Consider the following 21,857-nt stretch of genomic DNA (forward strand, 5'->3'; position numbering starts at 1 on the left):
CTATCAGAAATTGTCCCCTCGTGATAAATTATATAAAAAATAAAAACTAGGACACTATCATGATATAATACGCTTAGGTACAGGTCAATATCATACTACTCATAATAATAAGAACTTTCTGTTTATTATTACTTTCCCCATTTTTCTTCTAACATCACCATTATATTTTTTATATGTGCATGAATAACTTCTCTTTTCGCTTGATCACTAAATTGTTCTAACGCTAATGAAGGAAACCAAAATAAATCTCCTTGTAACTCTTGCATATCTTCTTTCCATGAAAAATCACTTGTAACATAAGCAATATGCTTAAAACCTTGCTTTTGCAAATGATTTGTCCATTCTTGCAAACGACCTTTTTCATTTTTTTGACTTTCTACTAAATACGTAAATGCAGGTAGTAAAAGTACTCTTCCTTTATATTCTCTTTCCAACTCCATACTCAACAATTCGATAAATTCACCTTGTTCTACTACCATTTTCATTTCTTTTGCTGCCGAAATTGATAAAAGTGGTATAACACCGGTATCTACATACTCTCTTGCTTGCTCAAACTGCTCCACATCTTTTACACTCCATTTCAAATGTCTTCCCTCCCTTCATCTACAAATTACAGAACTTTCACTTTATATATATTAAACCATACTAAAAGAGGTAAAAAAAGAAAAACTACCTATATTAAGGTAGTTTTTCTTAAAAAGTCTGAAATTTGTAAAATTTTATGAATCCAAATGAATTCTATAACATCTTTAACTCAGCTGTTAACTTATGAAACGCTTCCTTATCTTGCTTATCCAGCGCTTCATCAATTTGTTTCAAAAGACGTTCTCTTCTAAAAGAAAATACACTTTCTTCTAAAAATCTTTCTGCAAGTAAACGATCTTTTTCATTTACTTCAATATGCTTTGGTAAATACGGGTTTTCTTCTAATACAGCTACATAATTGGCATTTTGAAACGATGATTTAAAATTGAGTTGAATATAAATATCTTCATCTCGATTTAAACGAATATCATGAAACGATTTTTCAGCATCTGTTGTCATAACATTTTGTTTAAAAAAGTGAAATGGTGTGTCCTTTACACAATTCGCGGACATCACTAAACCACGCGGACAATATTTTGCATGCTCTACGAAGTGGACTTTATGCATCAATTGGTCATGACTCATTAAATAATTCAAAATCCATACGCATTCACGCTGTTTCAGTTGGTAATTATTCAAAAACCATTTTACAAAATCCTTCTTCTCGTTTACAGAAACAGGGGTATTCATAGCAATTAAGTCCCTCCTCTGTCTTTCTCTTTTCTTTTTAGATTCAAGAAGCGGCATTCAGTTTCCTTCCAACTTATGAAAAATCCTCTAAATTATATAACAATTCTTCAATATGAATTTGTGTCGGGTCTAGTTGTATTAACTGAGTAAATACTTCTTTCGCCTCTTTTCGCATACCTTCTTCCAATAAGAAATAACCGTACTCTTCCAAGAAGTCTGGATGATTCTTAAAAGAAGTATATGCACTTTCATAGTGTTTTAATGCATCCGAATACATTTCTAATTGTTTTTTTGCAAACGCAAGATCCCAAAGTAGTTGTGTATCTGGTTCTCCGCTATCAATCGCACGCTCTACAACTGCAATTAACTCTTCATACTTTTCTTGTTCTTTTAAGATATACGCATATTTTAATATCGCACCTAAATGTCCTGGATCTAACTCAAGCGCTTTTTGAAGCACTTCCTCTGCTTCCGCTATTTTTCCTAATTTCGCCGCAATGTTCGCTAATTCTACATAAAATGGTACAGAAAGCTCATCTACTTTAATTCCTTCTTGAAGTGTTTCATAGCTTTCTTGAAGCATTCCTTCTTTTTCATAGCTTTTCGCCAAATACATGTAAAGCGATGCATACTCCGGATCTAATTCTTTTAGTTCTTGCCAAGCACCAATTGCTCTTTGGTATTCTTCACCTTGGTATAATGTGAAGGCATATCCAAATAATGAGTGGATATCTTTTTGTTCCTCTAAACCTGCTTCGTAGTAAGAGATCGCTTCTTCCCAATTCCCAATCGCACTTAACGTTTCTGCGAGGCGAAGTGCAATGACAACTCCACCCATTACTTTATGTTCCGCTAATAGCGACTCATAATGAGTGATTGCCTTTTGTTCTTCACCTTTACTACTATATAACTCTGCTAATCCAAACGTAATAACAGGTTCGTCAGGCATCATTTCTTTCGCCTTTAATAGTTTTTGTTCTGCTACATCATCGAAACCTTGCATTTGGAATAAATCTGCAACAAGTAATAACGATTGGACATATAAATCATCATTTTCTGGAATATCATGAAGCACTTCAATTGCTTCATCTTCTTTGTCTAGATCAATATATAATTCTGCTAAAAATACAGTGAATTCACTTTCTTCCGGATACAATAAACGCAAGTCTTCTGTAATCGCTAACGCTTCATCCGTAAATCCAAGTGTATGATAGTAACGAGCAATATCATATTTCTCTTCATCATCCGCAACTTTTAATTGCTCTTTTAATAATTGTAATCCTTTTTCCGCTTCACCATTTTCAATATATGAAACAGCTTGTTCAAACTTTTGCATAAACGTCTCCTTTAATTCTAAAAAATATTCTTTTCTGTTCATTTACCCCCGATTGGTGCGGGCTAATAATCAGTGAGAGAATGAGCATCCCCTCACTGATTAAAGTGTCACTTTATCATAAGCAACTATGTGTACGAACGCAACCTTTAGAATGAGCATACTTCTTCTTGTACTTTCACTGATAACATTCGAATATGACACCGATACCGCATTACTACTTTCTATTGTACCGTTTTCTTTCATTACCGTGCAAATAACTTCCCTTATTAATTATTAACACACACGGATCAAGCTTTACAGGCCTTCTCCACTTCGATCTTTATTTAAATAAAAAGACTCCTATATAGGAGCCTTCACACACTCTTAAGAGTATGTTTCTTCTTTCTTTACTTGCTCGTTTACAAGCTCTTTCAATAATTCTATAATTTCATCATTTTCTTCTTTCAAACCTACAGTAATACGAATACCATCATGTATACCAAATGCAGCACCAGAACGAACAATATAGCCTTTTTTCATTAATCGTTCGAAAGCTTCATTACCAGGAACACCGAGCTTTAAGAAAATGAAATTTGTTTGAGATGGATAATAGAATACGTTATATTCCTTACAAAATGCGTAATATTGATTTAATCCTTCTTCATTCTTTTTCACACATTCTTGTAAAAACGTTTGATCTTCTAATGCAGCGAGTGCTACAGATTGCGCTACAGTCGATGTATTAAATGGTAACCTTGCTACTTCTAGTTGCCCAATTAACTTCTCATTACCAACCGCATATCCGATACGGAAAGCAGCTAAACCATATGCTTTTGAAAACGTGCGTAAAACCATAAGATTTTCATACTTTTCAAGAAGTGGTAATGTTTGCGGATAGTCTTCTGCTCCGGCATATTCATAGTATGCTTCGTCCATAATAACGAGCGCTGACTTAGGAACTGATTCTAAAAATGAAAGTAATTTTTGTTTCTCTACATATGTACCTGTCGGATTATTTGGGTTACAAATCCATACAATCTTCGTTTTATCATCTACTTGCTGTAACATCGCATCTAAATCGTGAATGCCATCTTTTAGTGGTACTTCACGAACTTCTGCTCCTTCAATAACAGCATGGTGATGGTATTGCGAGAATGTTGGATTCGCCATTACAACATTTGTTCCTTCGTGTAGTAATGCACGGCTAATCATTTGAATGACTTCATCTAATCCACTACCAAATAACAGTTGTTCTGCTTTGACACCTAACTGCTCTGCTACTTTTGTCCGAAGTTCAAATGCATATCCATCTGGATAAAGAGCGTATTGACTCGCTAAAGAAGTTAATGCTTCTGTTACGCGTGCTGAGCAACCGAATGGATTTTCGTTCGATGCTAATTTCACAATTTTTGATAATCCATATTCCCTTTTTACTTCTTCAATATTTTTCCCAGGTACATATGCTCTCAAAGTTAACAATTGCTCTTTCACTCTCATTTTTCTTCCCCCAGTCATTTTATTCAATTACAATACGGTTATAATCCCTTACTATAATCGTTTATCATTACCGTCACTATTACGAGAATACCTCTAAACAAGCACTTCGCAACCTCTTAAGCCATATCCTTTTGAAATGCCTCTAACGCAAGATGAACAGTCTCATCTGGAATAGATACGACGTTCACTACCCCATATTCCTGCATTAGCACCATATGAATTGCTCCAGCATTCGCTTTCTTATCCTGTTTCATCAATTGAACGAGGCGTTCTACATTCAAATCACTCGGCATTTTTGGATAGCCGTACTTTAAGAACCACTGCTTCATCTCTTCATAAGAAAGATCAACTTTGTACACTTGCTCACTTAAAAACAAGGCAAATAACATTCCAACCGCTACTCCGTCACCGTGAGTAATATTTCCATATCCTAGTTCTTTTTCAAGAGCATGGCCTAACGTATGTCCAAAGTTCAAATGGGCACGTACACCTTTTTCTGTTTCATCTTGTGATACAATATTTGCCTTTACAGGAATTGCCTTCGTTAATATATGGATTAACTTCTCATCACGAAGATCCGCTAATGTTTGCACTTCTTCTTTTAGCCAATGATACAGCTTTACATCACCAATAAGAGCATGTTTTATCACTTCTGCATAACCTGAACGCCACTCTTTTTCAGGAAGTGACTGTAAAAACGGCGTATGATATACAACTGCTTCCGGTTGATGGAATGCACCGATCATATTTTTACCTAACAGATGATTGATCGCTACTTTCCCACCTACAGCGCTATCGTGAGCTAATAAAGTCGTTGGAACTTGAACGAAGCGAATTCCACGCATAAACGACGCAGCAACAAAACCAGCTAAATCTCCAATCATCCCGCCTCCAAGTGCGATAATTAAAGAATTTCTATCTAATTTATTTTCAAGAGCTGACGTATGAGCCGCATAGAAATTTTCAAAAGACTTCTCTTTTTCACCACTCGGTACGACAAATGAAAATACGTTTTGCTCTATTTGCAATGCATCTACAACTGTCTGTAAATGGAAAGATGCAACAGCTTCATCTGAAATGATCATGATATTTGATACAGATGGCTGCATGTTTTGAATGATTGTTGTCAAATGTGACAACGATTCTTTTCCTACATGTACATCATATTCTTTTGATTTCGTTTGAATATGTATGTTTCCCATTAAAATCCCCTCGCATATTCATTATGTTTCTCAATATTTTCACGAATAAGGTCCATACGATCTAATCCGAATTGTTCTATTAAAGCTGTCGCTAATTCCCAAGCCACAACCGCTTCTGCAACGACACTAGCTGCTGGCACAGCACAACTATCTGAACGTTCAATGCTCGCTGTAAAAGGCTCTTTCGTTTCAATATCTACACTTTGAAGAGGTTTATATAGTGTAGGTATCGGTTTCATCACACCTCGCACCACAATTGGCATTCCAGTCGTCATACCGCCTTCTAATCCACCTGCATTATTTGTTCTTCGTGTATATCCATGTTCCTCGTTCCACAGAATTTCATCATGAACTTCACTTCCCGGTCTATGCGCTGCTTCAAAACCAATTCCAATCTCGACGCCTTTAAAAGCATTAATGCTCATAATTGCGGCTGCTAATTTTGCATCCAGTTTTCGGTCATAATGCACATAGCTACCGATCCCAATTGGCATTCCTTCCACAATCACTTCAACGATTCCACCGATTGAATCACCATTTGCTTTCGCATCATCAATTGCTTTCATCATTTGGTTACCTGATTCTTCATCTAAGCAACGTACAGGTGATGCTTCTGTAATACTTTTTAATTCTTCAATTGAACTATACGTAATTTCCTGAGCCTCAACACCGCCAATTTCAATTACATGGCCAGCCACTGTAATACCAAGTTCTGCTAACACTTTTTTAGCAACCGAACCAGCAGCTACACGCACTGTCGTTTCGCGTGCTGAAGAACGCTCAAGTACATTTCTCATATCTCTATGACCATATTTAATCGCACCATTTAAATCAGCATGTCCAGGTCTTGGTTTTGTTACTTTCCTTTTCATTTCTTTTTCTTCTTGTTCCGTTAAAGGCTCTGCGCCCATAATTTTTGTCCAATGTGCAAAATCACGATTTTCAACAACAAGTGCAATTGGAGAACCTAATGTCTCTCCATGTCTAACACCACTTACAATTTGCGCTTGATCTGTTTCGATTTGCATGCGTCTACCACGCCCATACCCCTTTTGCCTTCTAGCTAACTCTTCATTTATATCATCCGCTACTAAAGGCAGTCCTGCCGGAACACCTTCTATAATCGTTGTAAGTTGTGGACCATGAGATTCACCAGCTGTAATATATCGCATACGTTATTCCTCTTTTCGTATATGTATTTATCCCGCTATATTAAGCAATGATATTATCTTTCCTTACTCTAAAAATATGAAAGAAATTATATATTTGATCAGCCATTCGCTTATTCTCCGATAGGCCTTTTACTTTACATATCAATATATCATAACAGCTCTAACTTCGTAACTAATTGAAATAAAAAAAGTGCAAGAAGAATACCCCTATTCTCCTTGCACTTTCTACTATTATCACAGTGATTAAAGCGTTTACAAATTATTTCAAAATAATTAGTAAATCCATTCATTCATTAATTTTGAGTAGTCAACTAATTCTTCTTCCTTAAAGAAAATAGCAATCTCGCGCTCTGCACTTTCTAACGAATCAGAACCATGGATAATGTTTTTCGCAACAGTTACACCGAAATCTCCACGAATTGTTCCAGGAGCTGCTTCATGTGGTCTTGTTTTACCCATCATGTTACGAGCTGTATCTACTACACCTTCACCTTGCCATACCATTGCGAATACAGGTCCAGATGTAATAAAGTCAACTAATTCACCAAAGAAAGGTTTTTCTGTGTGCTCAGCATAGTGTTGTCCAGCAATTTCCGGAGTGACTTGCATTAATTTTGCACCAACTAATTGAAAGCCTTTCTTCTCAAAACGAGCTACGATTTCCCCAATGAAGGCACGTTGTACACCGTCTGGTTTTACCATTAGAAATGTTTTTTCCATAAAAAATCTCTCCACTTCTGAATTATGTATGTAATTGTATATCCCCACACACATATTAACACCCTTATCACAATTGTGCAATAGTTTTGAAATAGAGAGATTATTTTATTTTTTAGAAAAAACACTAAAATTTTCGTTTTCCAATATACTTTGCTACATTTTGTAATGCATACTTCGCTTGTCCACGTGGGAGTGGTTTTATAATTTCTAATGCTTTATGTAAATAACGTTCACTAAACGCAAATGCTTGATCAATAGCGGTACTATTCTTTACAGCCTCAATAATTTCTTTCATTTCGTCCGCTGTTGTATTTTCATGTACAGATATGATTTTCTTACGAAGCACTGGATCTTCCATAGCGTATAGGGCAGGAAGCGTAATATTCCCTTGTAGTAAATCTCCGCCAGCAGGTTTTCCAAGCTTCTCTTCTGTGGAAACGAAGTCTAAAATATCATCAATAATTTGATACGACATTCCTACAAAATACCCATACCAAAATAGTCGATTTACCGTATCACGATTAGCACCAGCAGCAATCGCTCCTAGTTGACAACTCGCAGCAATTAATAATGCTGTTTTTCGCTTTATTCTTCTTAAATACGTTCGTAAATTTTGGTCATAATTGTATTTATCTTTAATTTGTTCAATTTCACCTTTACACACTTCTAAAATGGTATGCGATAGCGCCTGATGCGCCTCTGGAATTTCAATATTTGTAATACATTCAAGAGACTTAGCGAACAAATAGTCCCCTGTATACATTGCAATACGATCTCCCCATTTCGCATTCACAGTTGCACTACCACGTCGTAAAAATGCAGCATCAATAACATCATCGTGAACAAGAGAAGCCATATGAATAAGTTCTAACGCAACAGCTACATGCTTAATTGCATCTAACTTATAATCTCCAAATTTTCCCGCAAGCAACACAAATACAGGACGAATTCGCTTCCCACCAGCTTCAATAAGTTGTAATGCCGCCTCTTCTACCAATGGCTGTTCAGAAGCAACTGTCTTTTTTAATTCTTTTTCTATCACATTAATATCCGATCGTAAAAAAGAGTACATAAGTTGTAACTTCATATTGTTCACCTTAACCTAAAACTTCTTTTTTCTTTTTTTCTATTTTGATTCTGGTTTCATACCTAAATGCATCGCTGCTACCCCAAAAGTAAACGGCTTCACTTGTACATGTTCAAGTCCAGCTTTTTCAAACATATGAGCCAACTCTTTCATACCTGGGAATGTACTAGCAGATTCTTGCAGCCATGAATATTCTTTAAAACTTTTCGCAAATAACTTTCCAAATAACGGCATGATATATTTAAAGTATAAAATATACCCTTGTCGAAAACCAATCATTGTTGGTTGAGATGTTTCTAAACAAATTACTTTTCCACCTGGTTTTACTACACGTGTCATTTCTTTTAATACGTGCATATAATCCGGTACGTTACGTAAACCAAATCCAATCGTTACATAATCAAATGTGTTATCTTCAAATGGAAGCTCCATTGCATTCCCGTGTAAAAGTTCTACTTGTTTTAATTGTAACGCCTCTACCTTTTGCTTACCGACAGATAACATATTTTCACTGAAGTCTAAACCAACAACCTTGCCCTGTTCACCTACCGCCCCAGCTAGCGCAATTGTCCAGTCCGCTGTCCCGCAGCATACATCAAGAGCTTTGCTACCTGGTTTTACATCCATAATGCGCATCGTCTCTTTACGCCACGCTTTATGTCTTTGAAAACTAATGACAGAATTCATCACATCGTATTTATCAGAGATTTTCTCAAATACATCATGTACTCTTTCTTCTTTTGATTGTTGCATGCTCGTACCTTCTTCCAATGTAAAATTGCTTATGTCTTCGATTTATCTCTTAACACAGAGTTTATTTCGCTTATATCTGTGTGGTTTTCCAAATATTGATTTTCTTTCTTTCTGAGTTCCATCATCCATCCATGAATAACTGTTTCTACCTCCGCTTTATCCTTCATAATCCCTTGAACTGCTTGAAAAACAGGTGAATGTTGTTTATCAGCGTGCAGTTCACATTCTTTTTGAAGACGGTTTTTTCCTAGTACATACGTTATAAATGGTTTCCAATGCGATACATGAAAATGATCACATGTTTTTTGCAAGAGTGCAGACTCAATCGTTACTACACTTTCCATTATGTCATCCATCGTTTCATGCGCTTTTTGATATAACATTATTTTGTGTTCATTAATTTCTTTAATTCCTTCAGCAAGCGCGCGAATTAAAACAATATCACGATTCATAGACAATAAGTAATAATATAACCCACTATAGTAATCACCAGCAAGTACTGTTAACTGGCGACGTTTATGCGATTCAACCGCTTCTTCCCCTGCTTTATTTGATACTCTTTCATGTGTATCAAGCGCAATTTGCACAAGCATAATCGTTACTACATAATGCTCAATTTGTTCTATATGTAAATTTTCACTTTTTAAAGCACCATATAACAATGCTATTTTTTCTTCATCAATAAATGGTTCTTCAATATAGTTTATAAAATAAGGATGGCGTAATTTCTCCATCAATTTCTCTCTTATACCCGCATACCCTCCGTAGATGTCACACACAAAAATCACCCTTGTTTTCTAATTCATAAAACTTATTATAACACATACATTCTATTTTCTATAACCAAAACTTGACTACTCTTTCCAAACTTCCACCGAACTAAATAACATCTTCCATTCTTTTTAGTAGTCTTTCTATTCTCACTCTGCCTTGCTAAAACTATATCATTTATTTACATAAAAAAAAAAGAAAAGCAGTTTCCTACTTTTCTTTACTTTGTTTTAATAAAAGATAAAATTTCACTACGTGCCGCTGCATCATTTTCTAACACACCACGTACTGCTGTTGTTACAGTTTTCGCGCCCGGCTTTTTCACACCACGCATCGTCATGCACATATGTTCCGCTTCTACTACTACCATTACACCATGCGGCTCTAGTACTTCCATAATAGAGTTCGCTACTGTTGATGTAATACGTTCTTGCAGTTGTGGACGACGTGCAATTGTATCTACAGTTCGAGCTAATTTACTTAACCCTGTCACTTTTCCGCCTTGCGGAATATATGCAACGTGAGCAACTCCATAGAATGGAACTAAATGATGCTCACACATCGAATAAAACGGTATATCTTTTACTAATACAAGCTCCTCGTGATCTTCTCCGAACACTTTATGCAAATGTTCTTTCGGATCTTCATGCATACCCGCGAACACTTCTGCGTACATTTTTGCCACACGCTTTGGTGTATCAAGTACTCCCTCACGATTTGGGTCATCTCCGATTGCCTCTAAAATAAGGCGTACTGCATGTTCAATTTGTTCTAAATTAACTTTTGCCATCCGCTAGCCCTCCCGAAAACCTAAAAGTGATACGAACACATTCTAGCATATTTATGTTTTTAAAAGCAAAAAGAAGAGTTCCCAAAAAGGAAACTCTTCTTCCCTGTTAATATGTAAGGATTATTTAACCGCATCTTTTAACGCTTTACCAGGTTTGAATGCAGGTACTTTACTTGCAGCGATTTCAATCTCCTCACCTGTTTGTGGGTTACGACCTTTACGAGCCGCACGCTCACGAACTTCGAAGTTACCGAATCCGATCAGTTGTACTTTATCACCTTGTTTTAAAGCTTCTAAGATAGAATCAAAAACAGCGTCTACTGCTTTTGTTGCGTCCTTTTTAGAAAGGGAACTTGCTTCTGCAACAGCATTGATTAAATCTGTCTTGTTCATGCCATTCACCTCCTCCCAAAGATAAGACTGTATAATGATCATAAAATGAGTCTTACTTTCATTTGTAGGCAATTTTTACAAATTCTATACTACAAAGATGTAGATAAATCATTATCAACGCCTATATTATACGATTCTCCTTTATAATTCAATATTTTTAAGGAAATTGTTACTCTTAAAATGTGAAAATCTGATGAAACTTGACAATTTACAACAATATATTAGATAATGACTGTTTATTTCTCTATTCTATACGCGAAAATCAAAAAAATCCCTCTACGATGAGAGGGATTTTTTCTTATAATATAATCGCAATTAATCCGCCAGATCCTTCATTAATAATTCTTTCTAGCGTTTCTTTTAATTTATATCTCGCATTTTCTGGCATTAAAGATAGTTTCGCTTGAATGCCTTCTCGAACAATAGAGCTAAGTGAACGTCCGAATATATCAGAATTCCAAATTGATAATGGGTCATCTTCAAAATCCTGCATTAAATAACGAACTAATTCTTCACTTTGCTTTTCAGTACCAATGATCGGCTCAAACGTTGACTCCACATCTACTTTAATCATATGAATAGACGGAGCTACAGCTTTTAATTTTACACCAAACCTTGAACCGTGACGAATAATTTCCGGCTCATCCAAGCTCATGTCAGCTAACGCAGGCGCTGCTACACCATATCCTGTTTGCTTTACCATACGCAGAGCATCCGCCACTTGATCGTATTCTACTTTCGCATGAGATAAATCGAGCATAAGCTTCAATAAATGATCTTTCCCTCGAATTTCTACTCCTACTACTTCTTTTAAAATTTGATCATATAATTCATCTGGTGCATATAAATCAATCTCTGCTACACCTTGCCCCATATCAATGCCAGCTAGGCTCGCTCGATCAATAAATTCATACTGACTAAACTGCCAAACGACACGGTCCACATCACGAAGACGTTTTATATCCTTCACAGTCTCTTGAACAGCTTCTTGATAACTTTGGCGTAACCAATGTCCTTCATTTAACACCATCACCCAGCTCGGAAGGTTAACATTCACTTCTAAAACAGGGAACTCAAATAAAGCTTCTCGAAGCACATTGTACACATCTGTTTCCCTTAAACTCTCTACACTCATCGCAATGACTGGGATATCATATTCTTCAGATAAACTTTGGCGCAATTGCTCTGTATCTGGATGATACGGCTGTACAGTGTTGATGATCATAATGAAAGGTTTTCCGACTTCTTTTAACTCATTTACTACGCGTTCTTCTGCCTCTATATAATCTCTTCTTGGAATTTCACCAATCGTTCCATCTGTTGTAATTACAACACCAATTGTGGAATGTTCTTGAATTACTTTACGTGTTCCGATTTCTGCAGCTTCATGGAATGGAATAGGTTCTTCATACCAAGGAGTATTAATCATGCGTGGGCCATTCTCATCTTCATAGCCTTTTGCTCCTGGAACCGTATATCCAACGCAATCTACCAATCGAATATTCACTTCAAGACCTTCATCTACTTCGATAGAAACCGCTTGGTTTGGAACAAACTTCGGTTCCGTCGTCATGATTGTACGACCAGCAGCACTTTGAGGCAGTTCATCCTGCGCCCTTTGACGGTCAGACTCATTCTCAATATTAGGAATAACTACAAGTTCCATAAATTTTTTAATGAATGTTGATTTCCCTGTTCGAACAGCTCCTACAACTCCAAAATAAATATCACCGCCTGTGCGTTCCGCAATATCTTTAAAAATATCTACCTTTTCCAAGTGATTCCCTCCCTCAATATTTTTGGGAATAATTCCACATTTATAGTCAACTAATACCTTCTCTAACGTTGCCTATAATATCTGATATAATATAATGGTATTCTAGAAGTTCGGACAATATATCATATAATTTTGTCCAATTTCATATGACTATTAAAAAATACCTTTTGTTTGCATCGCAAGTTGTGTAACATAAAAAACCTTTCTTCTAGAACTTATTCACTAAAAGAAAGGTTCATGACTTATGATTTTAAAAAAATTGGTTCTCCATTCTTTACCGTATACGGTAAAGAATACGCAGGTACAAATGGAGAATCTTTCGAAAGTATATTCCGAATATCTTCCCCCTCCTTAAATTGCCCTTCATTTTTTTTCAACGCTTCATATAAATCGATTCGATAATCAACATAAATTTCTCCCTTTTCATTGATTACAAAAGGAAGCCCTTTACCAGAATACGGACTTGTCACTTGCGGTACATCTTTATATCCTAGTTTTTTGAAATCTAATTCATACACACCATCTGAAATTACCTTTTTAAAAGGTGGATATTGATGTTCATCTCGATACATTCTAAGCTTTAATGATAATTCCTGGATTTGTTCAGCCATCCTAACATCAATTAACTTTACTGTCGGGTTTGTTTCAACGTCTATTAATACGTATTGGTATACTCCTCCACTTTCATACGCATTTCCTGGCGCTTCTTGTATGTAGCGCGGAGCAATCTTTTGAAAATCAATTGGATACTTTTGATAAATAGGCGTACTCATATCCCGCGTCTTAATTGGCAATATACCCTCATTTTGCTCCTTAAATGTCACTATAGCTTTTTGAACAACCTGTATCTGATCTTCATAAGGAACGGCATTTTGTTTCATATTTTCTTTCGGATACAGACATCCTGTTAAAAGGCTCATACAACAAAATATTAAAATAATATGGACTTTTTTCACTAGCAATCACCTTTTCATACTAATATAACTTGCTCCGTATGTAGCATTTTCGAGACCATTCCCTTTACTGCTGTACAGGTCCACTAAATACAACAAGAAAAATAACAATTCCTGACACAATCATAAGGGTGTACGCTACTAACGCTGTAATCCCTTTCAAAAATTTATTCTTTATTTTGTATCTACTTAGTAAAATAAAACTTACTGCAAAAAACATAAATCCAATTGCTCCTAAAGCAAACCACATTTTTATGAGCCCTTCTGACATATACACACCCCTTTTTATTAATCTATTTTTATACTATTTTAACAAATTAAAATCTTTAAACAAATACAAAAAGAACATTTTACTACAAATTACGAATATATAACTTTAATCAACAGGTTTTTTCGCATCTTCCACTAATCTAGATAAAAATAAAACCGAAGCGAGTATATCTCTCGCTTCGGTTGACCAAATATGCCCAAAACAGCTCTATTCCCATACTTTCATGGCTATCATATGCAATCTACAAACTCTTTGTTTCTTATATTTTATTTTTTAAACATTTTGCTTAACGAGCCAAAATCAGCGGGCATATTATTGTTAATGATCGCTTTTACAATTTGATCCTCTTGTTCTTTCGGCACTTCACGTCCTGCCATAAGAGCCACTTGATGAATCAATTGACGAAGCACAGTCTCATCACGTAAGTTCGCATTCTGTACAGATGATGCTAATTTAAAAATATCTTCTTTATTCACTTTCGCTTCTTTTTCAATGTTATTAAAAATGTTATTATCCATTCTTTTCACCCTCTCCTCAAGTTACTCTTCATCCTATGCAAAATTAAAAAAATGGTGAAAAGACCCATAAAAATAAAAAGCGACAGAAGTACAAATGTACTTCTGTCGCTTTTCTTTAAAGTAAGTCAGGTATAGCTTCCACTTCATGTTTTCGAACACGTCCCATTAATGAGCCTACTGCATCTTTCACATTATTCCCATTGAACAGCACGTCATATAAAGCAGCTGTAATCGGCATTTCAACTTCCATTTTCTCTGCTAATTCGTGAGCAGCTTTCGTTGTTCTTACACCTTCTACAACCATACCCATGCTTTCTAACACCTCTTCTAAAGAGTGTCCTTTTCCAAGCATATTTCCAGCGCGCCAATTTCGGCTATGAACACTTGTACAAGTTACAATTAAGTCTCCCATACCAGTTAGACCAGCAAACGTTAATGGATTTCCGCCCATTTTTCTTCCTAAACGAGCAATCTCCGTTAAACCACGTGTCATTAATGCCGCTTTCGCATTATCACCTAATCCAAGTCCATCAGTTATCCCAGCAGCTAATGCGATAATATTTTTTAACGCACCACCAAGCTCAACCCCAACAATATCCGGATTTGTGTATACACGGAAGTAACTATTCATAAACAAATCTTGTACTTCCTCAGCAGCTTCCATACGCTTTGCTGCAGACGTAACCGTCGTCTCTTGACGTAAACCGACTTCTTCAGCATGACTCGGTCCAGACAGTACAACAACGTCTTTAATCAAGCCCTCTGGAATTTCTTCCTCAATCACTTCCGAAATACGTTTTGACGTACCAGGTTCAATCCCTTTACTTGCATGAATCCAAGTAGTCGGACCCGCTACATATTTCTTCATATCTTGTAATACCTCTCTATACGCTTTCGTTGGTACTACAAGAAGTACTACATTTACATCTACTAATGCTTCTTCTAAAGAAGAGTAGGCTGCGATTGTGCTTGGCAATGTAATTCCTGGAAGGTATCGACTATTCTCATGTTTTGTATTAATCTCATCCATAAGTTCAGAACGATTTCCCCAAATACGTACATCATGTCCATTGTCAGCTAATACCATCGCTAACGCTGTTCCCCAGCTACCTGCTCCAACTACTGTGATTTTTGTCATAAAATCACATCCTCTCCATTAGTCTCTTGCTCTAGCGATAATGTGAATCGGCGTTCCTACAAAACCGAACGCTTCACGTAAACGATTCTTTAAGAAGCGCTCATATGAAAAGTGCATTAATTCTGTATCGTTTACAAATATAACAAATGTTGGTGGTTTTACCGCAACCTGTGTCGCATAGAAGATTTTCAGACGGCTACCATTATGAGTTGGTGTTGGATTCATCGCTACCGCATCCATAATTACATCATTTAATACGTTCGTTTGAATACGGATACTATGACTTTCATTTACTTCATTAATAACTGGTAATAATGTTTGTGTACGTTTTTTCGTTTTCGCAGATAAGAATACAATCGGTGCGTACTCTAAAAATTGGAAATGAGCACGGATGTTTTCTTCAAATGCTTTCATTGTTTTTTCATCTTTTTTCACTGCATCCCATTTGTTTACGACGATAATAACAGCACGTCCTGAATCATGAGCATATCCAGCAATTTTTTTATCCTGTTCAATAATTCCTTCTTCTCCGTCTAAAACGACTAAAACAACGTCAGAACGTTCAATCGCTCTAAGCGCACGAAGTACACTATACTTTTCTGTGCTTTCGTATACTTTCCCTTTTTTACGCATACCAGCTGTATCGATGATTACATAATCTTGACCATCTTTACTATATGGTGTATCAACAGCATCACGTGTCGTTCCCGCTATATTACTTACAATTACACGTTCTTGACCAAGAAGTGCATTTACAAGTGATGATTTCCCTACATTTGGACGGCCAATTAAAGAGAAACGGATTGTTTCATCATCATACGCTTCTTCTTCAATCTTTGGAAAATGATTTGCAGCTTCATCTAACAAATCACCAAGTCCTAAACCGTGTGTACCTGAAATCGGGAATGGCTCGCCAAATCCTAATGCATAAAAATCATAAATATCACTACGCATTTCTGGATTATCAACCTTATTTACCGCAAGTACAATTGGTTTTTTAGAACGATATAAAATTTTAGCAACTTCTTCATCTGCTGCAGTTACACCATCGCGACCATTCGTCATAAAAATGATAACATCTGCTTCATCAATCGCTACTTCCGCTTGTTGACGAATTTGTGTCAAGAACGGCTCGTCTCCAATATCAATTCCACCTGTATCAATAATGTTAAATTCATGATTTAACCATTCTCCCGCACTATAAATACGGTCTCGTGTTATACCTGGTATATCTTCTACGATTGAAACTCTTTCTCCAACAATTCTATTGAAAATAGTAGATTTTCCTACGTTCGGGCGGCCTACTATTGCTATTACTGGTTTCGGCATATACTTTCATCCTTTCAACTTGCTTCTGTTTATTATGTAAAAAACCCTTCTTTGTGCAAGAAGGGATTTGCATTCCAGAATATTTCTCAGCGTATCAAAACACCTCACATTATACCACACGTTACTAATGTTTCACAATAATATATACATTCTCTTGTAAGCGATGCGCAATACCATCTAAAATTGCCTCTAAATTATTTGCAACAAATTCTAACTCATCTGTCGATTCACAAGTAAACAAAGGGGCACCACCAGCAAATTTCTCCGGCGTTGTTGTAATAACCGCGAGAATCACACTTTCTAACATCATCTTTTATCTCCCCTTCCTTTCGGGGCTTCCGATGACATATGAACAGCACTTTCTAACGTCGGCACATTCCCTATGACACCTATCGCTTTCTCTGCATCTTGATCTTGTGGCAAGACAAAAATCCCAACCCTACCATCTTCTAAATCACGCTTTGCCAACGGCACAAGCGCTGGCGTACCAGAATCTCTATAAATCCCTAAAGCAACAGAAACATCATGTAAAATAGCTTGTCGTTGTCCTAAGTTTGAGATTGTCACCATCGCATCAATTGTTTTCGGCCTTAAAATAAAGCCCATTCCATATTTCATAATTTCCTCTTGCCTTGCTGGCAATCCAATATTCATAATGTAAATGTTATCAATATACAGCCCCGCTCCTTCAAAACGAAGTGGAACATGCTCGATATCAACAAGATCATGTAACCTTCTGCCAGACATTAATTTTTTCGCGATAATAAATGCGATTATAGCCATAATTACTCCAGCAATCCACGAATGGAATCCTATATACGCAAACGTCGTTGCAAACGACGTTAACATCGCCAAATAGTTTCGACTTTCAAAAACTAACGCAATCCCTTCAATATATGTATTTCCACGCGGTACGAGCTCATATCCATCTAATTGTTGAAGGGTATTTCTTTCCATATTACGCACATCACGAAACTGTGTTGCTGCTAATGTAAGAAATGTAATAGCAGAAAAATCTTTTTTCAAAATTGACGGAATCGCAATCGCTCCTAAAGCCGCTGCAATTAACCCCATCGCAACGTGAATAATTTTTCCGTGGAGCCTCGTCGGATATTGACGCGTATCTGTCCGGAGCATTAGCACTCTCGTTATTGTCCCCGCTATTACTCCGCATAAAATGGCCGGTGTATATTCAATCATGTATTACCCTCGCCTTTCTTTTACGTGCTTTCCTCTTGAACTGTTCCATGTATACTGATGCTTTTGCAATCCAAAACAAAATTGCCATGAAAAATGTAGCAACGGCGACGATATCAAAAAACGCTAAACTTCCGTAATCATAAGGGAAATGTAGTTTTCGAAAAATAAGTGTCACTAACAATTCCCCCTGTAACATTCCTATATAAAGAGAACATAATCGCAATATGCGATCCTCATGCAATAAAACCGATGCATACACAAGAGCACCACTTAACAAAAACAACCTGTCCACCACAATCCAAATCGGATCATATACTTCTAACAAATGAAAACTTGTATATAACATTGCAATAATAAGTGCCGAAAGTAAGCTATATAATTTTTTCCAAATAGAATATAGTGCGATTCCTATAAAAGCAACAATACAAAGCAAAAGTGCATTTACTGATACCGTGAATGAAGCAATCGTTACATGTAACGGAGAGCAAATAATAAAAATCAATATACAAACGCTTATCTTCCAGCGCATAGAGTCTTTTTTCATAAAAAAAGTTACAACGATCCACCCTATCCAAGCTAAAAAATAAAAAGTACTCCCTTCCATCATTTCACCTCCTATGTTTTCCATTATGGGAACTTTTTATGAAAGTTAATCCACTTTCTTCGCGCATAGTTTTTTCATATAACAGCAACACTTTTAATAAGGAGGTGCTATTCATTATGGGTAAAGATCGTCAAGAACGAAAACTAAGAGAATCACGACGCGTTGAATCTGATCGTGACCAATCACTACAATATCCGGGTGCAACTGGACTGGATACACCAGAGCAAGCCCGAAAACAAAATCAGCACTAATGAACACAAAAAGACGGTTTCGATATTGTACGAAACCGTCTTTTACATAATTATTTTAATGATTTTTACTTATATCAAAATAACATTTAACATCCGAATTTTTCTATGGTTTATTTTTATCTCCACCTATTTTTTCCTTTGCGAAATTAAACCCTCCCCAATAATTCAGTAGCAAACTATCTACATTTTCCAGCCTCTTTTTCAGTCGCAACTTGCACAAGATAGTGTTTATATAGGAATAATTTTATTTTGATAGAATATTAATTCCATTCCTCACCTTATATTACTAAAACGAACAAAAAACAAAAAAATCAACCAAACGGTTGATTTTTTATCTTCTACTATAATGCGTCGTATCAATACCACGCTGCGTTAACCAATGATACGTTTCGCCCTTTACAACAAGAGGTACAGCCTGTAACTCTTCTATCGTCTTTGCACCAAGAGCTGTCATAATAAATTTCAAATCTGTATGTAAAAGATCAATTTCATCCACTAACTTCTCGATACCATCTTGCATTAAAATACGTAAAAAATATCCAGCAAACGCAGTTGTATTCGCCCCTAATGCGATTGCTTTCGCTACATCAAGCGCTGTTTGTATACCCCCAGATGCAATAAAAGAGAGGTTATTATTTGTAGAGGTTGCTTCAATAATCGAGGTTGCTGTTTGTATGCCCCAGTTATTAAAATAAGAAAGCACTCGCTGTCTTCTTTCATTTTCAACAGCAGCAAAATTTGTACCACCTTGTCCACCAATATCAATTGCCGTTACACCTATGCTCGCTAACTGTTGTACGGTTTCCTTACTCATCCCAAATCCAACTTCTTTCACAATGACAGGAACTTTACTATTTAATACAATTTTCTCAATGCGCTGAAGTACACCAGTAAAGTCACGGTCTCCTTCTGGCATCGTTAACTCTTGTATGACGTTTAAATGAATTTGCAATGCATTCGCTTCAATCATATTAACGGCACGCTCTGCTTGTTCGATAGTTGCCTCACTACCTAAATTAGCAAAGAAAACACCATTCGGGTTTACCTTTCTGATAATCTTATAAGAAGCAGCCTCACTTTCATCTTTTAACGCCGCCATTTGCGACCCTACAGCCATAGCAAGATTATGATGTTTCGCTACATATGCTAATTGCTCATTAATATGTAACGTTCTCTCTCCCCCACCACCAGTCATCGCATTGATAAAAATCGGCGAACTTAGTGAAAGTTCGCCGATTTTTGTTTCACATGTTATTGAGTCATAACTTGAATTTGGCAATCCTTGATGCACAAAATCAATATCATGAAAGCCATGCGTACGAGACTGACCAGTAGAAAGAGCGTATTCAATATGATCTAATTTACGTTTTGCCCTTACCACTTGTACCCCTCTTTATTTCTTTAATTTTTTCAGTTGTTCACCAATAATATCACTTAATTGGAAAGTAGCAGAATCAGCATTTGGTTCATACTGACTGTAATCCTCAATTACATTATTTTCCTCAAGCGTTTCTTTTATACTTAAAGAAATACGTTTCTCTGCAACATGGACTTCAAGCACTTTCACTTTTACTTCTTGTCCCATTTCCAATACTTCATTTGGATTTTTCACGTGACGATTTGCAATTTGAGATACATGCACAAGACCTTCAACGCCAGGTAAAATTTCAACGAATGCACCGAATGTAACAAGACGTTTTACTACTCCCTCACGAATATCTCCAGCTTTTATTTCGCCAGCAACATTCTCCCAAGGTCCTGGCTGAGCTGCTTTAATTGATAAAGAAATACGTTGTGTATCAGCATCAACAGATAATACCTTTACCTTTACCTTTTGACCTTGCTCTAATACTTCAGAAGGTTGCTCTACACGTTCGTGTGAAATTTGTGAAATATGAACTAAACCGTCCACACCACCAACGTTAACGAAAGCACCAAAATCCGTTAATCGTTGCACTGTTCCTTCAACAACGTCTCCTTCTTTTAATGAAGAAATCGCTTCTTTTTTCTTAGAATCTAGTTCTAATTCTACTACTGCTTTATGCGAAAGGATTACACGATTTTTTTCGCGGTCTAATTCAACAATTTTCACGGCTAATGTTTTGCCTTTATAGTCAGTAAAATCTTCTACATAATGTACTTCTACAAGTGAAGCTGGGATAAAACCACGAACACCAAGGTCCACAACTAATCCACCATTCACGATATCTTTTACAGTAACATCAAACACATGACCAGAAGTAAATTTCTCTTGTAATTCTACCCATGCTTTTTCTGCATCAACAGCACGTTTAGATAAGACAAGATCATCTTCTTCTAATTTAATAATTTTCAATTCTAGTATTTGATCTAATTCTACAACATCGCTTGCTTTTTCAATATGAACGTTAGCTAATTCACTAATTGGAATTACGCCATCTGTTTTGTATCCAACATTTACAAGCACTTGTTTCTCTTCAACTTTCGTTACAGAACCTGTAACAACGTCACCAACTTGTAATTCTTTTGAATCCATAACTTCTTCATTCATTTTCTCTACCATGGAAATACCTCCCTACAGAATTGACAAAGCATTTTTATGTATATACGAAATGAAAACATATGTTTTCATTTGCATGTTTAAGAATTTATCATCACATACTCAGTTTTCATACATTTCACTAGAAAATATATTAAACCTATATAAATAGTATACAGCAAAATCATCTTGAAGAAAGTATGTTTTGAAATATAATAGCGAATATATTCTGAAAGTTTTATCCTTCTTTTACTAACTTCTTACAAATCCGATCATTTGTCAAGGAAAGAGACTCACAATTCACGCATCCTTTACATTGCTAT

General features: G+C 36.2%; 24 protein-coding genes. 1 reads left to right on the forward strand and 23 read right to left on the reverse strand.

All coding sequences use genetic code 11. The features are described from left to right. Positions 1–128: 128 nt before the first annotated feature. The 21 genes from ILS93_RS12955 to ILS93_RS13055 form a co-directional block, all read right to left on the reverse strand. Positions 129–584: a YpiF family protein gene (locus ILS93_RS12955; protein ID WP_000872168.1), complete on the reverse strand. Its 456-nt coding sequence runs from the start codon at positions 582–584 to the stop codon at positions 129–131. A 154-nt stretch (positions 585–738) separates the two neighbouring features. Continuing rightward, the gene (locus ILS93_RS12960; protein ID WP_001095922.1) at positions 739–1,275 is read right to left on the reverse strand and encodes a ReoY family proteolytic degradation factor; all 537 of its coding nucleotides are present in this window, start codon (positions 1,273–1,275) and stop codon (positions 739–741) included. A gap of 73 nt (positions 1,276–1,348) precedes the next feature. After that, complete coding sequence (locus ILS93_RS12965) at positions 1,349–2,611, reverse strand: tetratricopeptide repeat protein (protein WP_222660660.1); 1,263 nt, start codon at positions 2,609–2,611, stop codon at positions 1,349–1,351. 363 nt (positions 2,612–2,974) lie between these two features. Continuing rightward, on the reverse strand, positions 2,975–4,087 hold the full coding sequence (gene hisC, locus ILS93_RS12970) for a histidinol-phosphate transaminase (protein WP_064476615.1): 1,113 nt from the start codon (positions 4,085–4,087) through the stop codon (positions 2,975–2,977). 116 nt (positions 4,088–4,203) lie between these two features. Next, entirely contained in the window at positions 4,204–5,289 is a 1,086-nt protein-coding gene (gene aroB / locus ILS93_RS12975) for a 3-dehydroquinate synthase (RefSeq protein WP_064476616.1), read from the reverse strand. Next, positions 5,289–6,461, reverse strand: coding sequence for a chorismate synthase (aroC, locus tag ILS93_RS12980; RefSeq protein WP_064476617.1), 1,173 nt, complete (start codon positions 6,459–6,461; stop codon positions 5,289–5,291). The genes aroB and aroC overlap by 1 nt, the downstream gene beginning before the upstream one ends. Positions 6,462–6,734: 273 nt before the next feature. Then, positions 6,735–7,181 carry a nucleoside-diphosphate kinase gene (ndk, locus tag ILS93_RS12985; RefSeq protein ID WP_000415885.1) on the reverse strand — a complete coding sequence of 149 codons (447 nt, stop codon included), beginning with the start codon at positions 7,179–7,181 and terminating at the stop codon, positions 6,735–6,737. Positions 7,182–7,305: 124 nt separating this feature from the next. Beyond that, positions 7,306–8,268, reverse strand: a complete 963-nt coding sequence (hepT, locus tag ILS93_RS12990) for a heptaprenyl diphosphate synthase component II (RefSeq protein ID WP_064476618.1) — start codon at positions 8,266–8,268, stop codon at positions 7,306–7,308. Positions 8,269–8,307: 39 nt separating this feature from the next. Then, positions 8,308–9,021: a 2-heptaprenyl-1,4-naphthoquinone methyltransferase gene (menG, locus tag ILS93_RS12995; protein WP_001187666.1), complete on the reverse strand. Its 714-nt coding sequence runs from the start codon at positions 9,019–9,021 to the stop codon at positions 8,308–8,310. A gap of 29 nt (positions 9,022–9,050) precedes the next feature. Further along, the gene (locus ILS93_RS13000; RefSeq protein WP_002096763.1) at positions 9,051–9,800 is read right to left on the reverse strand and encodes a heptaprenyl diphosphate synthase component 1; all 750 of its coding nucleotides are present in this window, start codon (positions 9,798–9,800) and stop codon (positions 9,051–9,053) included. Positions 9,801–10,012: 212 nt separating this feature from the next. Continuing rightward, positions 10,013–10,582, reverse strand: a complete 570-nt coding sequence (folE, locus tag ILS93_RS13005) for a GTP cyclohydrolase I FolE (RefSeq protein WP_001151478.1) — start codon at positions 10,580–10,582, stop codon at positions 10,013–10,015. Between the two features lie 120 nt (positions 10,583–10,702). After that, positions 10,703–10,975: an HU family DNA-binding protein gene (locus tag ILS93_RS13010; protein ID WP_001043860.1), complete on the reverse strand. Its 273-nt coding sequence runs from the start codon at positions 10,973–10,975 to the stop codon at positions 10,703–10,705. Between the two features lie 298 nt (positions 10,976–11,273). Continuing rightward, positions 11,274–12,752: a stage IV sporulation protein A gene (gene spoIVA, locus ILS93_RS13015; RefSeq protein ID WP_000416522.1), complete on the reverse strand. Its 1,479-nt coding sequence runs from the start codon at positions 12,750–12,752 to the stop codon at positions 11,274–11,276. A gap of 242 nt (positions 12,753–12,994) precedes the next feature. Next, positions 12,995–13,708, reverse strand: a complete 714-nt coding sequence (locus ILS93_RS13020) for a hypothetical protein (RefSeq protein ID WP_064476619.1) — start codon at positions 13,706–13,708, stop codon at positions 12,995–12,997. 64 nt (positions 13,709–13,772) lie between these two features. Next, a complete protein-coding gene (locus ILS93_RS13025) occupies positions 13,773–13,976 on the reverse strand; it encodes a DUF2768 domain-containing protein (RefSeq protein WP_001288995.1) in 204 nt (67 codons plus the stop codon). 266 nt (positions 13,977–14,242) lie between these two features. Then, the gene (locus ILS93_RS13030; protein WP_000369753.1) at positions 14,243–14,494 is read right to left on the reverse strand and encodes a stage VI sporulation protein F; all 252 of its coding nucleotides are present in this window, start codon (positions 14,492–14,494) and stop codon (positions 14,243–14,245) included. 115 nt (positions 14,495–14,609) lie between these two features. Then, positions 14,610–15,632 carry an NAD(P)H-dependent glycerol-3-phosphate dehydrogenase gene (locus tag ILS93_RS13035; protein ID WP_000161770.1) on the reverse strand — a complete coding sequence of 341 codons (1,023 nt, stop codon included), beginning with the start codon at positions 15,630–15,632 and terminating at the stop codon, positions 14,610–14,612. 18 nt (positions 15,633–15,650) lie between these two features. Beyond that, positions 15,651–16,961, reverse strand: coding sequence for a ribosome biogenesis GTPase Der (der, locus tag ILS93_RS13040; protein ID WP_001125888.1), 1,311 nt, complete (start codon positions 16,959–16,961; stop codon positions 15,651–15,653). A gap of 124 nt (positions 16,962–17,085) precedes the next feature. Continuing rightward, positions 17,086–17,271, reverse strand: a complete 186-nt coding sequence (locus ILS93_RS13045; protein ID WP_000979052.1) for a capping complex subunit for YIEGIA — start codon at positions 17,269–17,271, stop codon at positions 17,086–17,088. Further along, on the reverse strand, positions 17,268–18,161 hold the full coding sequence (locus tag ILS93_RS13050) for a YIEGIA family protein (RefSeq protein ID WP_064476620.1): 894 nt from the start codon (positions 18,159–18,161) through the stop codon (positions 17,268–17,270). Before ILS93_RS13050 ends, ILS93_RS13045 begins: the two co-directional genes overlap by 4 nt. Further along, entirely contained in the window at positions 18,154–18,765 is a 612-nt protein-coding gene (locus ILS93_RS13055) for a YphA family membrane protein (protein WP_000399216.1), read from the reverse strand. The genes ILS93_RS13050 and ILS93_RS13055 overlap by 8 nt, the downstream gene beginning before the upstream one ends. A 116-nt stretch (positions 18,766–18,881) precedes the next feature. Here ILS93_RS13055 and ILS93_RS13060 point away from each other — a divergent pair, with 116 nt between their 5' ends. Beyond that, entirely contained in the window at positions 18,882–19,016 is a 135-nt protein-coding gene (locus ILS93_RS13060; RefSeq protein WP_000513900.1) for a YpzI family protein, read from the forward strand. Between the two features lie 331 nt (positions 19,017–19,347). On the opposite strand, the gene ILS93_RS13065 is transcribed toward ILS93_RS13060, so the two are convergent. After that, positions 19,348–20,397: a type 2 isopentenyl-diphosphate Delta-isomerase gene (locus ILS93_RS13065; RefSeq protein WP_222660662.1), complete on the reverse strand. Its 1,050-nt coding sequence runs from the start codon at positions 20,395–20,397 to the stop codon at positions 19,348–19,350. A 12-nt stretch (positions 20,398–20,409) separates the two neighbouring features. Then, positions 20,410–21,558, reverse strand: a complete 1,149-nt coding sequence (rpsA, locus tag ILS93_RS13070; RefSeq protein WP_000229549.1) for a 30S ribosomal protein S1 — start codon at positions 21,556–21,558, stop codon at positions 20,410–20,412. Positions 21,559–21,857: the final 299 nt, after the last annotated feature.

The organism is Bacillus sp. 16GRE42, from assembly GCF_019837435.1.
Lineage (GTDB): Bacteria > Bacillota > Bacilli > Bacillales > Bacillaceae_G > Bacillus_A > Bacillus_A wiedmannii.

Bases quoted from the DNA above. Each gene is read 5' to 3' on its own strand.
- ndk (WP_000415885.1), bottom strand. From the start codon at position 7,181: ATGGAAAAAACATTTCTAATGGTAAAACCAGACGGTGTACAACGTGCC.
- ILS93_RS13030 (WP_000369753.1), bottom strand. From the start codon at position 14,494: ATGGATAATAACATTTTTAATAACATTGAAAAAGAAGCGAAAGTGAAT.
- rpsA (WP_000229549.1), bottom strand. From the start codon at position 21,558: ATGGTAGAGAAAATGAATGAAGAAGTTATGGATTCAAAAGAATTACAA.
- der (WP_001125888.1), bottom strand. From the start codon at position 16,961: ATGCCGAAACCAGTAATAGCAATAGTAGGCCGCCCGAACGTAGGAAAA.
- ILS93_RS13035 (WP_000161770.1), bottom strand. From the start codon at position 15,632: ATGACAAAAATCACAGTAGTTGGAGCAGGTAGCTGGGGAACAGCGTTA.
- folE (WP_001151478.1), bottom strand. From the start codon at position 10,582: ATGGCAAAAGTTAATTTAGAACAAATTGAACATGCAGTACGCCTTATT.
- hisC (WP_064476615.1), bottom strand. From the start codon at position 4,087: ATGAGAGTGAAAGAGCAATTGTTAACTTTGAGAGCATATGTACCTGGG.
- ILS93_RS13010 (WP_001043860.1), bottom strand. From the start codon at position 10,975: ATGAACAAGACAGATTTAATCAATGCTGTTGCAGAAGCAAGTTCCCTT.
- ILS93_RS13025 (WP_001288995.1), bottom strand. From the start codon at position 13,976: ATGTCAGAAGGGCTCATAAAAATGTGGTTTGCTTTAGGAGCAATTGGA.
- aroB (WP_064476616.1), bottom strand. From the start codon at position 5,289: ATGGGAAACATACATATTCAAACGAAATCAAAAGAATATGATGTACAT.
- ILS93_RS13055 (WP_000399216.1), bottom strand. From the start codon at position 18,765: ATGGAAGGGAGTACTTTTTATTTTTTAGCTTGGATAGGGTGGATCGTT.
- ILS93_RS13050 (WP_064476620.1), bottom strand. From the start codon at position 18,161: ATGATTGAATATACACCGGCCATTTTATGCGGAGTAATAGCGGGGACA.
- ILS93_RS12965 (WP_222660660.1), bottom strand. From the start codon at position 2,611: ATGCAAAAGTTTGAACAAGCTGTTTCATATATTGAAAATGGTGAAGCG.
- menG (WP_001187666.1), bottom strand. From the start codon at position 9,021: ATGCAACAATCAAAAGAAGAAAGAGTACATGATGTATTTGAGAAAATC.
- ILS93_RS13045 (WP_000979052.1), bottom strand. From the start codon at position 17,271: ATGATGTTAGAAAGTGTGATTCTCGCGGTTATTACAACAACGCCGGAG.
- ILS93_RS12960 (WP_001095922.1), bottom strand. From the start codon at position 1,275: ATGAATACCCCTGTTTCTGTAAACGAGAAGAAGGATTTTGTAAAATGG.
- hepT (WP_064476618.1), bottom strand. From the start codon at position 8,268: ATGAAGTTACAACTTATGTACTCTTTTTTACGATCGGATATTAATGTG.
- ILS93_RS13060 (WP_000513900.1), top strand. From the start codon at position 18,882: ATGGGTAAAGATCGTCAAGAACGAAAACTAAGAGAATCACGACGCGTT.
- aroC (WP_064476617.1), bottom strand. From the start codon at position 6,461: ATGCGATATATTACAGCTGGTGAATCTCATGGTCCACAACTTACAACG.